Origin of the sequence: Rhodoferax bucti (assembly GCF_005876985.1) — a bacterium.
GTDB lineage: Bacteria > Pseudomonadota > Gammaproteobacteria > Burkholderiales > Burkholderiaceae_C > Allorhodoferax > Allorhodoferax bucti.
Window position 1 is genome coordinate 317,990 of the sequence record NZ_VAHD01000003.1, and the last position, 13,078, is coordinate 331,067.

At 62.5% G+C, this 13,078-nt stretch carries 11 protein-coding genes; 5 read left to right on the forward strand and 6 right to left on the reverse strand.

Going from position 1 to position 13,078, the window contains the following annotated elements:
• Window position 1: 1 nt before the first annotated feature.
• Window positions 2–1,066, reverse strand: coding sequence for a 3'-5' exonuclease (locus FDM28_RS12530; protein WP_240791996.1), 1,065 nt, complete (start codon window positions 1,064–1,066; stop codon window positions 2–4).
• A gap of 98 nt (window positions 1,067–1,164) precedes the next feature.
• Here FDM28_RS12530 and FDM28_RS12535 point away from each other — a divergent pair, with 98 nt between their 5' ends.
• The 3 genes from FDM28_RS12535 to FDM28_RS12545 all read left to right on the forward strand — a co-directional run bounded on the left by FDM28_RS12535 (window position 1,165) and on the right by FDM28_RS12545 (window position 3,723).
• Window positions 1,165–1,623 (forward strand): flavodoxin domain-containing protein, encoded by a 459-nt coding sequence (locus tag FDM28_RS12535; RefSeq protein ID WP_170211744.1) that lies wholly within the window; start codon window positions 1,165–1,167, stop codon window positions 1,621–1,623.
• 61 nt (window positions 1,624–1,684) lie between these two features.
• Window positions 1,685–2,605, forward strand: coding sequence for a CoA transferase (locus FDM28_RS12540; protein ID WP_138515572.1), 921 nt, complete (start codon window positions 1,685–1,687; stop codon window positions 2,603–2,605).
• Between the two features lie 32 nt (window positions 2,606–2,637).
• Window positions 2,638–3,723, forward strand: coding sequence for an acyltransferase family protein (locus FDM28_RS12545; protein ID WP_138515574.1), 1,086 nt, complete (start codon window positions 2,638–2,640; stop codon window positions 3,721–3,723).
• A 9-nt stretch (window positions 3,724–3,732) separates the two neighbouring features.
• Here the strand turns inward: FDM28_RS12545 and FDM28_RS12550 are convergent, their stop codons facing one another.
• The 3 genes from FDM28_RS12550 to FDM28_RS12560 all read right to left on the reverse strand — a co-directional run bounded on the left by FDM28_RS12550 (window position 3,733) and on the right by FDM28_RS12560 (window position 7,884).
• On the reverse strand, window positions 3,733–5,610 hold the full coding sequence (locus tag FDM28_RS12550) for a potassium transporter Kup (protein ID WP_138515576.1): 1,878 nt from the start codon (window positions 5,608–5,610) through the stop codon (window positions 3,733–3,735).
• A 76-nt stretch (window positions 5,611–5,686) separates the two neighbouring features.
• On the reverse strand, window positions 5,687–6,373 hold the full coding sequence (locus FDM28_RS12555; RefSeq protein ID WP_138515578.1) for a response regulator: 687 nt from the start codon (window positions 6,371–6,373) through the stop codon (window positions 5,687–5,689).
• Window positions 6,370–7,884: an ATP-binding protein gene (locus FDM28_RS12560; protein ID WP_138515580.1), complete on the reverse strand. Its 1,515-nt coding sequence runs from the start codon at window positions 7,882–7,884 to the stop codon at window positions 6,370–6,372. The genes FDM28_RS12555 and FDM28_RS12560 overlap by 4 nt, the downstream gene beginning before the upstream one ends.
• Before the next feature lie 85 nt (window positions 7,885–7,969).
• Here FDM28_RS12560 and FDM28_RS12565 point away from each other — a divergent pair, with 85 nt between their 5' ends.
• Complete coding sequence (locus FDM28_RS12565; RefSeq protein ID WP_138515582.1) at window positions 7,970–8,683, forward strand: YebC/PmpR family DNA-binding transcriptional regulator; 714 nt, start codon at window positions 7,970–7,972, stop codon at window positions 8,681–8,683.
• Window positions 8,680–9,048: a DUF1294 domain-containing protein gene (locus tag FDM28_RS12570; protein ID WP_138515584.1), complete on the forward strand. Its 369-nt coding sequence runs from the start codon at window positions 8,680–8,682 to the stop codon at window positions 9,046–9,048. The genes FDM28_RS12565 and FDM28_RS12570 overlap by 4 nt, the downstream gene beginning before the upstream one ends.
• 64 nt (window positions 9,049–9,112) lie before the next feature.
• Here the strand turns inward: FDM28_RS12570 and FDM28_RS12575 are convergent, their stop codons facing one another.
• Window positions 9,113–11,593 (reverse strand): glycogen/starch/alpha-glucan phosphorylase, encoded by a 2,481-nt coding sequence (locus tag FDM28_RS12575; RefSeq protein WP_138515586.1) that lies wholly within the window; start codon window positions 11,591–11,593, stop codon window positions 9,113–9,115.
• Window positions 11,590–13,059, reverse strand: a complete 1,470-nt coding sequence (gene glgA / locus FDM28_RS12580; RefSeq protein ID WP_138515588.1) for a glycogen synthase GlgA — start codon at window positions 13,057–13,059, stop codon at window positions 11,590–11,592. Before glgA ends, FDM28_RS12575 begins: the two co-directional genes overlap by 4 nt.
• Window positions 13,060–13,078 lie beyond the last annotated feature (19 nt).

Below are 13,078 nucleotides of genomic sequence, written 5' to 3' on the forward strand. Positions count from 1 at the left end.
TTTACAGCTGCTGGTGCGAGGTCTGCCCGCTGCGACTGGAGTACTTGGTCAGCGCATCCAGCTTCTCGACCTGCACCGCCGCATGGCGGCCGTTGTAGACCTGCTGGCGCAGCCAGTCGAACTCGGAATGCAAAGCCGCATCGTCATTCAAACGGGTCGCCCAGACACGCTGGTCGGCATTCCAACGGTAGCCACGGGCTTTGAGCAGGTCTTTGGCCTCAAATGGCGCATTCGTCGCGCTCACGCGGTAGCTGGGGTTACGGGCTGCATGAAGCACCCGGCCCAGGCCGGTGGCCGACGTGCCAGCCACCGCCTGCGGCAAGGGGGCAGCGAGCACGGCCAGCAGCGCGTGGCAATCCATTTCGGCGCGGTGGGCGTCGTAAAACACGCCCAGCTCTTGCGCTAGGCTCTCCAGCTTGGCAGAGCTGCGGCCCATGGCTTTCCAGTCCAGATCCGCAAACGAGCAGGCCCATGGCAGTTGCGCAAACGCGGGCAAACGCCCCTCCACAAACGGGCGGTCAAACCCGGCGTTGTGGGCAATCACAACGTCCACACCCTGCATCAGCTCTGCCACCCGCGCCTCGTCCAAGGCCTGGCCCTGTACATCGGCATCCCGAATGCCGGTAATAGCCACCACCTCAGGAGGAATGGGCTTGCCGGGGTCTTCCAGGCCGTCGTACACCTGCACCGGCCCTACCGGCAGACCGGTGGCGTTGTCCACATCCACCCGCAAGAGTGCGAGTTCAATGATTTTTTCTTTGGCCTGGTCCAGGCCGGTGGTTTCGGTATCCAGCACCAGAATGGTCGTGACCCCACCCTGCGCCGTGCCGGGCCAATCCAGGCAAGGCTGGAGCCTGCGTTGCACCTTGTAGTCAGGGTGGGCCTCCAGCGCGCGGGCCATGGCTTCTGCATCCATGGGGGCGGGGGCAGATGGAGCTGCCACGGCAGATTTCGCGGCTTTGGGCGCCTTGGCGCTACGGTTGGCGCGCTTGGGGGGCTCCAAGTCGAGGGTGGGCAACTCGGCCAGAAATGCAAATCCGAGTTGGGGATGGGGGGCTTGGGTCACGGGGCACCTGCAAAAGACGGGAATCCCGTTGCCGGGAGAGGCCGCCATTATTGCCCCTATCATCCCCGCCAAGCGCCATTCACGCCCCCAACTTCCTTATGCAAATCACTATTCTTGTCGGCACCGTCAACGGCAACGCCAGCAGCGTCGCCCAAGCCTTGCAATTCTGCGCAGACGACATCGGCGCCACCATCGATGTCCTGCCCATGGACGGGTTCACCATCACCGCGCTGGATACCCCCGGTGCGTTCATCATCTGCACCTCCACCACCGGAGTGGGCGATGTGCCGCCCAACGCAGCCGGCCTGCTTCACAGCCTGGATGCCGAAGCCAAATACCTCGGCCATGTGCGCTATGGCTTGGTCGCTTTGGGTGACAGCAGCTATGGCGATAGCTTTCTGGGCGGCGGCAAGCAGTTCGACGCCAAGCTGCAAGACTTGGGTGCGCGCCGCATCGGCGATATCTGCGTGCTCGACGCCATGGAAACCGTGCAGCCCGAGGACGATGCCGTGGAGTGGCTCAAGGCCTGGGCCGTCCAGTTGGCGACACTTGCATAACAAATAAGCCTCTAGCGCAGGCAGAATGTGCGCGAGTAGCTTCTTTTTTGATAGCAAAACCATGTCCAAATCCATTGCCACCGCCGCTGCCCCCAAAGCCATCCGCCCGCTCAAGGGCACCCGCATCCTGAGCCTGGCGCTCAACCTGCCGGGGCCTGCTGCGCTGATGCGCTGCCGCGACATGGGTGCCACCTGCGTCAAGCTGGAGCCCCCTGCCCCTGCCGGCGCACCCGCCGGTGCTTCGGGCGACCCCATGGGCCTGTACAACCGCAAGGCCTATGACGAGATGCACCGCGGCATGCGCGTGCTGGCCGCCGACCTCAAAACCGCCAAGGGCCAGCAAGCCCTGCACAAGGAGCTGGCCAAAGCCGATGTGTTGCTCACCTCCTTCCGGCCCAGCGCCCTGCACAAACTGGGGCTGGAGTGGAAGACGCTGCGCAAACAGCATCCGCAGCTCTCCATGGTCGCCATCGTCGGCGCGCCGGGCGTGCGGGCCGAAGAGCCCGGCCACGACCTCACCTACCTGGCTGAAAACGACCTCGTCACCGGGCTGGACTTGCCGCCCACCCTGTACGCCGACATGGGTGGCTCGCTCATGGCCAGCGAAGCCGTGCTGCAAACCCGCATGCACCAGCAGCAAAAAGGCAAAGGCGTGTACCTGGAAGTCGCCCTGTCCGAGGCGGCCGGCTACCTGGCGCTGCCCCGCGCCTGGGGCCTCACCCTGCCCGGCTCTGCCGTGGGGGGCAGCCATGCGGGTTACCGCGTCTACCCCTGCAAAGACGGGCGGGTGGCGCTGGCCGCGCTGGAGCCGCACTTTGCCCGGGCGCTGGCAGAGGCTGCAGGTCTGCGACAATCAGACCCTCGCGCGATGTTGACCCCCGCAACGCACGCCGCCATCGCCACCTTTGTGGCCGGCAAAACCCGCAAGCAGCTTGATGCGCTTGCCACCTCCAAAGACATACCCTTGTTCACGCTGGCATAAAAAGGCCGGCGGGGCCTTTTTTGCTTGATGTGATGACCGTTGCCCGCCTGCCCGCACGCCCTGCGTTCCGCCTGATCGATATCCTCAAAGTCGTTGCAGCCCAGTGCATCGTGCTGCACCACTTCTCTGCTTACGGACCTTTGTCTGAAGCCGCGTCGGACGCCCTGCCCGATGTCATGGCCTGGCTTTATGACAACGCCCGTATCGCCGTGCAGGTGTTTTTGGTGGTTGCCGGTTACCTCGCTGCCAAAAACTTTGCCCTCACCCGCCGCCCCGCTGGCGCTTTGTTGAGCGGCTTGTGGCAGCGCTATGTGCGGCTGGCCTTCCCTTTTGTAGTTGCCCTGGTGCTCACAGTGCTGTGTGCCGCCGTAGCGCGCCCTTTTTTAGAAACGGACGTGGTGCCCGCCGCCCCCACGATTCCCCAGTTTCTGGCCCATGCCAGCCTGCTGCATAGCGTGCTGGATGTGGAGTCCCTCTCCGCCGGCGTGTGGTACGTGGCGATTGACTTCCAGCTCTACGCAGCACTTGCCCTGCTGATCTGGGTCAGCCGCGGCAAGCGCTGGTTGAGCATGGGTCTGGTCGCTGTGCTGTGCATCGCCTCCATCACCTGGTTCAACACCGATGCCAGCTGGGATGTGTGGGCACTCTACTTTTTCGGCGCCTACGGCCTGGGTGCGCTGGCCTGGTGGGCTGGCCTGCGGGCCCGCCACGGTGTACTGGCCATCACCTTGTATGCCGTGGCGCTGAGCGCGGGCTTGACCTCGCTGGCGGTGAACTTTCGCGAGCGCATGGCTCTGGCCATCAGCGTGTCTGCCGTGTTGGCCAGCTTCGGTAGCTGGCAGCTGCGCCTGCCCCGCACCCTGGACTATGCGGTGGACCTGATGAGCCGCACCTCGTATGCGCTGTTTCTGGTGCACTACGCGGTGCTCTTGCTGGCCAATGCTGCGTGGGCCGAGCTGGGTTGGGAAGATGGCGACGCCGCCCTCTTCTTCATCGCCGGCAGCTGGTTTGTGGCCTTGGGTGTGAGCTACCTGTTTCACACCCAGGTGGAGCAGCGCTTTGCACAGTGGCGCAGCGCCACCAAGCCTGCGCTGCAAGGCCCCACCGCCCGCCCCTAACCCCTGCCCTTAGATCTGCACCCGGGTTCCGAGCTCCACCACGCAGTTGTCGGGCAGGCGGAAGAAGTCCGCTGCATTGCCGGCATTGCGTGACATCAGGGCAAACATGCGCTCGCGCCACAAGGCCATGCCGTGCCCCTTGGTAGGTACCACAATTTCCCGGCTCAAGAAGTACGAAGTTTCAAACAGGTTGATGGCAATGCCATGCGCCTTGCACAGCTCGAGCGCTTGCGGGATGTCCGGGTTGTTTTTGAAACCGTAGTGCACTTCGACCCGCCAGAAGCCACTGACCAGCGGCTGCACCTTGACGCGCTCTTCAAATGGAATCCAGGGCACGTCATGGAAGACCACCGTCAGGATGATGTTGCGCTCATGCAGCACCTGGTTGTGCTTGAGGTTGTGCATCAAGGCTTGAGGCACCGTGTCCGGGTTGGCCACGGCATACACGGCGGTGCGGGGCACCAGATGCATGCTGTCACGGCTTAGCGACTGCACAAAAGGCAAGAGTTCAGGATCGTCCTGGCGCAAGGAACTCAGCAAGAGTTCGCGTCCGCGACGCCATGTGGCCATCACCATGAAGATGGCCGCGCCCATGGCCAAGGGAAACCAACCGCCCTGAAAGAACTTGAGCGAACAAGCCACCACCAGCATGCCATCCACGATGATGAAAAAGGCAGTCGATGCGATCGCCAGCGGCAAGGGCAGACGCCAGCCCTGACGCACCACAAAGAAAGTCAGCACCGTCGTAATCAACATGGTCACAGTGACTGCGATGCCATAAGCAGCGGCCATGGCCGACGAGCTGCCGAACCCGAACACTGCCAGCAATACGGCCACCAGCAGCAACCAGTTCACCCCGGGCATGTAGATCTGGCCAGCCTCTTTGGCAGACGTGTTGATAACCTGCATCCGTGGCAAGAGCCCCAGCTGCATGGCCTGGCGGGTCATGGAATAGCAACCGGAAATCACGGCTTGCGAAGCAATCACCGTTGCGAGCGTCGCCAGAACCACGGCAGGAATCAGCCAGGCTTCAGGAAACATGCGGAAAAACGGACTTTCCAGGGCCGAAGGGTCACGCATCAACAAAGCGCCCTGGCCCATGTAATGGATGGCCAGCGCCGGCAGCACGAGGCCGGTCCACGCCCATTGGATAGGACGCTTGCCGAAATGCCCCATATCGGCGTACAGCGCCTCGGCGCCGGTGAAGGCAAGAACAATGGCGCCCAGAGCCACAAAGAGGTGCCAACCCTGTGCCGCGAGAAACGAGATTGCGTTTAGAGGATTCAGTGCCGCAAGTATGGCTGGCTCCCGCGCAATCTGGGCCACCCCCGTCGCTGCCAACACGCCGAACCACACCACGATCACCGGTCCGAAAAATTTGCCTACTGCCGAGGTGCCGAATCGCTGGAATGCGAACAGCGCGATCAACACACCGGTGCAAATAGGCAGCACATAAGGCTTGAACGCAGGGGTAATCACCTCCAAGCCCTCCACCGCACTCAACACCGACACGGCGGGCGTCAGCACACTGTCACCATAGAAAAGGGCTGCCCCCATGACCCCGATGAGCAGCAGCGTGATGCGACGGCGCGGCGTGGTACCGGCCGCTTTGGCCGCCAGGGCGGTGAGCGCCATGATGCCGCCCTCCCCGTTGTTGTCCGCACGCAGTATGAGTAGCACGTACTTGAGAGAGACCACCAGCATGAGGCCCCAGAACACCACCGACACCGCGCCTATGAGGTGCTGTGCATCCAGCGGGATGCCCGTGGCGGGTCCGAAGATTTCCTTGACGGTGTAGAGCGGGCTGGTGCCTATGTCGCCGTACACCACACCCAGTGCGCCCAGTGTCAGCGCGGCAGTGCCGCCATGATGTTCTGCATTCCGCATACATTCTTTGAGAGTTGTGAGGACTCTCACTGTGCGCCTGAATGCATCAGGATCGCATAAGGAACGAGTGCGAGAGCTACACCGTGGCCAGCCGGTAGCCCACGCCCACTTCGGTCAGCAGGTGGCGGGGCTCAGCGGGGTTGCGCTCCAGCTTGGCGCGCAACTGACCCATATACAGCCGCAGGTAGTGGGTGTGGTCCACAAATTCAGCGCCCCACACATCCAGCAGCAGTTGCCGGTGGGTCACCACTTTGCCCGCACTGCGCACCAGGCGGGCCAGGAGATTGAATTCGGTGGGAGTGAGGTGCAGCTCCGCACCTGCCAAGTGCACCGAGCGGGCTTCAAGATCGATCTCCAGCCCATCCAAGTTGTGGCGCGTAACCGCCGCGGCCACGGTGGTGCCCCGATGGCGCAGCGCCACGCGGATACGGGCTAACAGCTCTGCCACGCTGAAGGGTTTGACCAGATAGTCGTCCGCCCCGGCATCCAGCAGCTGCACTTTTTGCGCCTCCTGGTGTCGGGCTGATACCACCAGCACCGGGAAGTTGTGCGTCAGCCGGACGCGCTGCAACAGCGCCGCGCCATCGCCATCCGGCAGGCCCAAGTCCAGCAACATCAGGTCAGGCGTGGCGTGCTCCACCATGGAGCCGGCCTCGCTCAGCGACACCGCCGTGCGCACCGTGAAACCCTCCAGGCTCAAGGCGTGGCGCATCATCTCGCGGATGCTGCGATCGTCTTCCACCACCAGCACTTGCAAGCTCATGGGGCGTCTCCCGAGGGTGTCAAGGGTGGCTCAGCCGACAAGGGCAGACAGACCCGGAAGCTGTTGCCGCCTGCCTGGCGGGCCCGCAGGCTGATGCGACCGCCATGGGCCAGCGCAATAGCGCGGCACAGCGCCAAACCCAAGCCCGCGCCCTGTTTTCCCGACCGATCGCCGCGAGAATAAGGTTCAAAGATTTGCGTCTGCAACTCTTTGGGAATCACAGGGCCACGGTCCTGCACCAGGATCTGCATGTGGCCGTTACACATGCGCACTTTGAGGTCCACCGCGTCTTCGCTGTATTTCAGGGCGTTATCCAACAGGTTGTCCAGAAGCTGCGCTATCAACACGGCATTCACCCGCACCAGCGGGAGACCCGCAGCCAAATGCAAGCGCAAGCGTGTTCCTCCACCCGCCTGCCGCTGACGCGCCACACAAGCACCGGCAATCTCTTCCATCGATTCCCAATCCAGCGCCAGAGGCTGGTCGCTGTTGGCCAGTTGCACGAGCTGCAAGGTGTTTTCGGTGAGGCGCGACAAATGGGTGGCCGAGAGCACGATACCGTCCAGCAAGGTGGCTTGCTCATCCGTCGTCATCTTGTCGCGCTGGGTGAGCAGTGAACTGGCATTGCCTACCATGGCTGCGAGCGGTGTACGCAAGTCGTGCGATACGGCCGCCAGGAAGGTGTTTTGCAGTTGCTGACGGGTGCTGCGCTCGTCGGCCATGGCCATCTCGCTGCCCAAGCGCAAACGCTCCAGGGCTTGGGCGATCAAAGCACACAGGGCTTGGGCATGCTCCCGTCCTGCGTCATCCGATGCCTCGATGTTTTGCACACAGACTGCCCCATGCATTTGCTGCCCGCTTCCCAAGGGCAGGTACCAGGCATTCAAGCCGGGCCAACGGCCGGTGCCGGGCCCCAGAGCTGCGGCTTCACGCATGGCCGCACGCAGACCGTCGTGCATGGAGGGCGTGATCTCGATAGTGGCATCGACTCCCGACAGCTGCCCTTCAGATTGCAAAGCCAGCACGGTGGGTCCGTCAAAGGCCTGCGCTACATGCTGTGCGCCTGCGCGGGCTGCGGCAGCGGCGTCAGTGCAAAGCGCGAGCTGCGAGGCCAGGGTTTGCAACTGTTCGGCACGCTTGGCATGCAAACGGGCGAGCGCCGTGTTGCGGCGCAGGCGCTGGCTGAGCTGACTGATGACCAGTGCAACCACCATCATGACGACCAGCGCCACCAAGTGTTCCTGGCTGTCCACAGCAAATGTCCATCGCGGCGGCACGAAAAAGAAATTCAAGCCCACCACCGCCAGCACCGCGCAGGCGATGGAGGCAGCGGCTGGCAACACATAGGCGCCGACCACAACGGCCAGCACATACAACATGGACTGGGTCATGACGGTGATGTGCGCTTCCAGCAACAGGCCAACGCCAGTAGGCACGGCCAGCAGCACCAGGAGCCAAACTGCATGTCGGCCAGTACGATTATCGGGAGTAAGCGTGGTGCTGTTTGTCATGGTGAGGCAGCGTATCACCGCGGGTATCAGGATGGCATAAGTGCCCAAGTAAAATCGCGCCTTACAACTCAAGGAAAGACTCGCTATGGGCGCGCAATGGAAAGCAAAGGGCAAAGCCCTGGTGGCCGATGCCAAGGGCCGGCTGTTTACCAAGCTGGTGAAAGAAATTACAGTGGCCGCCCGTGGCGGCGCGGACCCCGCTGCCAACGCCAAGCTGCGCTTGGTGGTCGAGCAGGCCCGCAAGGTCTCCATGCCCAAAGAAACGCTGGAGCGTGCCATCAAAAAAGGTGCCGGCCTGACGGGCGAGGTCATCAATTACGAGCACGTTATCTACGAAGGCTTTGCGCCGCACCAGGTAGCGGTGATGGTGGAGTGCCTGACCGACAACGTGAAACGCACCGCCCCTGAAATGCGCGTGTTGTTCCGCAAAGGCCAGCTGGGCACCAGTGGCTCGGTGGCTTGGGATTTCAACCACCTGGGCATGATCGAAGCGGCCCCGACCGCTGCCGACTCCGATGCCGAAGTGGCCGCTATCGAAGCCGGTGCACAAGACTTTGAAGCCGGTGATGAAGAAGGCAACACCGTGTTCTACACCGACCCGGCCGACCTAGACCTGGTCGCTCGCGCCCTGCCCAACTTCGGCTTCAACGTGCTGTCAATGAAGCTGGGCTACAAAGCCAAAAACCCTGTCGACCCCACCAACCTGAGCGCCGAAGCGCTGGAAGAAGTGGAAGCCTTCCTGGCCGCCATCGACGAAAACGACGACGTGCAAAACGTGTACGTGGCGCTGGCGGGTTGAAGCAGCTGACTGCCGCCGCCCTGGCGGCTCTCTGGGCGGCAGTGCTGGGTTGGGGCATCTTCCAACACCGCCTGCCGCCCTTGGTTTTGGGGCTTGCCCTTGCGCTGAACGTAGCCACCTTTTTTGCTTACTGGCTGGACAAGCGTGCTGCCCGGGCCCGCCAATGGCGCATTCAAGAAAAAACTCTGCATTTGCTGGCACTCGCCGGTGGCTGGCCCGCTGCACGACTGGCACAGCAGGTGTTTCGACACAAAACCGTCAAGCCCGGTTTTCAGGCGATGTATTGGCTGACGGTGTGGGCACACCTCGCTGCACTGGGCGCTTACGTGTTCTGGGACCGGATCAAACCGCTCCTGAATTCATAGCTTCCTGCGCATATTCCACAAGGGCTAGAGGTAGATTTGACTTAAATCTGCCTCTGATTACTCATCAAGAAGCCAGCTCCAGCGGCTTGCTCTTCCAGATCTTGTCAGCGTATTCGCCGATCGTGCGGTCGGCGGAGAACGGCCCCATGGCGGCCACGTTGCGCAGGGCCATAACAGACCAAGCCTCTTTGCTCTGGTAGGCCACGTCCACCTGCTCTTGCGCGGCGATGTAAGCGGCGTAGTCGGCCAGCAGCAGGTAGTGGTCGCCCCAGTTCACCAGCAGGTCGTAGATGCTCTGGAAGCGGCCGGGCTCGTCCGGGCTGAAGACGCCATCGCGGATGGCTTCCAACACCGCAGTCAGCTCGGCATTGCCCTCGGCAATCGCGCGTGGCTGGTAGCCGGCGGCGCGGGTGGCGGCCACTTGTGGCGTGGTCAGGCCGAAGATGAAGATGTTGTCGGCACCCACGTTCTCCAGGATTTCGACGTTGGCGCCGTCCAGCGTGCCAATGGTGAGCGCACCGTTCAGCGCGAACTTCATGTTGCCGGTGCCGGACGCCTCGGTGCCGGCGGTGGAGATTTGCTCCGATAAATCGGCCGCAGGGATGATGCGCTCGGCCAGGCTCACGCTGTAGTTGGGGATGAACACCACTTTGAGCAGGTTGCCCACGCGAGGGTCGTTGTTGACGACCTTGGCCACGCTGTTGATCAGGTGAATGATCTGCTTGGCCATGTGGTAGGCCGACGCCGCCTTCCCCGCAAACACCAAGACACGGGGCACCGTCACCGAGCCGGGATTGTTGATGATGCGCAGGTAGCGGGTGATGACATGCAACACATTGAGTAGCTGGCGCTTGTATTCGTGAATGCGCTTCACCTGTACGTCGTAGAGCGCATCGGTCGGGATGGTCAGGCCCATGTTGGCCTGCACCCAGGCCGCCAGGCGCTGCTTATTGGCGAGCTTTGCGCCCTGGAAGGCCTCGATCACCTTGGGACTGGTCAGCACCGCATTGAGGCCGCTCAGCTGGGTCAGGTCTCGGCGCCAACCGGTGCCGACCTGCTTGTCCAGCACGGCCGACAAGGCCGGGTTGGCCTGCGCCAGCCAGCGGCGCGGGGTGATGCCGTTGGTTTTGTTGTTGAAGCGCTCAGGCCAAAGATTGGCAAAGTCGAAGAAGATGCTTTCCTTCATGAGCTCGGAGTGCAAGGCCGACACGCCGTTGACCGAGTGACTGGTCACCACCGCGAGGTAGGCCATGCGCACACGGCGCTCGCCGGCTTCATCCACCAAACTGACCTTGCGCAACAGCTCGGGGCTGCCGCCGCGCAGCGATATCTGGTGCAAAAACTGGGCGTTGATGTCGTAAATGATTTGCAGGTGGCGCGGCAGGATGCGGCCCATCATCTCGACCGGCCAGGTCTCCAGTGCCTCGTGCATGAGGGTGTGGTTGGTGTAGCTGAACACACCCTGACACAGGCGCCAAGCGTCGGCCCAAGGCAGGTGGTGCTCATCGAGCAGCAGGCGCATCAGCTCGGGGATGGCCAGCACCGGGTGGGTATCGTTCAGGTGGATGCTGACCTTGTCGGGCAAGCGCTCAAAGTTGTCGTGGGTGCGCAAGTAGCGGCGCAGCAGGTCTTGCACGCTGGCGCTGCAGAAGAAGTATTCTTGGTGCAAGCGCAGCTCGCGGCCGGAGGGCGTGGAGTCGTCCGGGTAGAGCACGCGGGACACGTTCTCGGAGTGGTTTTTGGTTTCCACCGCGGCCATGTAGTTGCCGCGGTTGAAGGCGCCCAAATCAATCTCTTGGGTAGCCTTGGCAGACCACAGACGCAAGGTGTTGGTGGCCTTGGTGGCATAACCGGGAATGATGGTGTCGTAAGCCATGGCCTGTACGTCGTGGCTGTCCACCCACTGGTAGGCGTCGCCCACTTTCACCACATGGCCACCGAACTGCACGCGGTAGTTCACCTCAGGGCGCGGAAACTCCCAAGGGTTGCCGTGGGTGAGCCAGTAGTCCGGCACTTCCACCTGGCGGCCATCTACGATCGTTTGCTTGAACATGCCGTAGTCATAGCGGATGCCGTAGCCAAAGCCGGGAATATTCAGCGTGGCCATGGAGTCCAGAAAGCATGCGGCCAAGCGGCCCAAGCCACCATTGCCCAAAGCAGCGTCGGGCTCCAGCTCGGTCACCGCGTCGATGTCCACCCCAAAGTCCGCCAAGGCTTGCTTGACCCGCTCGCGCAGACCCACGGCCAGCATGGCGTTGCTGAAGGTGCGGCCGATCAAAAACTCCATGCTGAGGTAGTACACGCGCTTGGCGTCCTGAGCGTACTGGGCGCGGGTGGTGGTCATCCAGCGCTCGACCAGCTGGTCGCGCACGGCATAGGCGGCGGCGTGCAGCCAGTCTTCAGGGCGTGCGGCTTCCGGGTCTTTGCCCACCACAAACATGAGTTTGTTGGCGATGGAGCGTTTCAGGGATTCGAGGTCGCGCCCGGGCGCATCAAATTCAAAAGTCACAGGGGCACTCGTAGTAAGGGAAGAGGTGTTGGTCATTCTTGAATCAACCTTTGGTAAAGGTGGGTGTAGTGCCCGGCGGCGGTAGCCCAGTCGAAGGCAAGCTTCATGCCGGTTTGGCGTACGCGGTTCCATTCCGCCTTGCGGTGGTAAAGGGCAAAAGCGCGGCGCACCGCTTTGCGGTAGGCGGTTTCGTCAAACGCATCAAATACAAAGCCGGTGGCGGTGCGGTCTTCCAGGGTTTCGAGATCGCTGTCCACCACCGTGTCTGCCAAGCCGCCTACGCGACGCACCAAAGGCAGGCTGCCGTATTTGAGGCCATACATCTGGGTCAGGCCACAGGGCTCAAAGCGAGATGGCACCAAGGTCACGTCACTTCCGGCGAATACCCGGTGGGCAAAGGATTCGTCATAGCCCAGTTTCACGGCCACGCGGCCGGCGTGGGTTTTGGCGCGCTCGGAAAAGGCCTGTTCCAGCCAGCTGTCGCCGCTGCCCAGCACCAGCAATTGGCCACCACGGGACACAATTTCGTCCAGCCCGGCCAGCACCAGCGGCAGGCCTTTTTGTTCGGTGAGGCGGCTCACCACAGCGAAGAGCGGCGCATCCGGCTCAATGGCAAGGCCCATGGCGCCTTGCAGCATGGCCTTGTTGATCGCTTTGCCTGCCATGTGGCGGGCGTCAAAATTTTGTTCCAGCAAGGCGTCGCTGGTCGGATTCCAGACTGTGTCATCCACTGCATTCAGGATGCCGCTCAAGGCATCACGCCTTGCCATCAGCAAGCCGTCCAGCCCGCAGCCCTGCTCCGGCGTCTGGATTTCGCGGGCATAGGTGGGGCTCACGGTAGTGATGTGGCTGGCATAAAACAAGCCGGCTTTCATGAAGGAGAGCTGGCCATGGAACTCCATGCCCTGCACGTGAAAAGCTTCGCCCGGCAGGCCCAGGTCGCCAAAGTATTGAGGGCCAAATACGCCTTGGTACGCCAGGTTGTGCACGGTAAATACCGAAGGTACCCGCGTGGCGCCGCGGTCGGCCCAGAGCTTGAGGTAGGCGCTGGCCAAACCTGCGTGCCAGTCGTGGCTGTGCACCAGTTGGGCGCGCCACAGGCTGTCCATGCCATGTGCGAGATGGGCCGCCGCTTGGCCTAGCGCCGCGAAACGGCGGTGGTTGTCGCCATAAGGCTGCTTGTTGGCATCTTCATACGGATTGCCCGGACGCTCATACAGGCCCGGCGCTATCAGCACATAAGCGCCCTGCTGCATGTCGCCGCGGGCGAGCGCCGGCAAGTCGCCATAGACAACTTCCACCATTTCGCCCCACGGCATCACAAAAGCGCCCACCGGGCTGGGGTTGCGCAAACCCGCCACGATGGCCGGAAAACCAGGCAGCAGCACCCGCACATCGCAGCCGGCTTCATGCAAAGCCGCCGGGAGCGCACCGGCAATGTCAGCCAGCCCTCCGGTTTTGAGCAGAGGAAAAATTTCGGCACTGACTTGCAGGATGCGCATGGGCAGTCTTTCGTTGAAC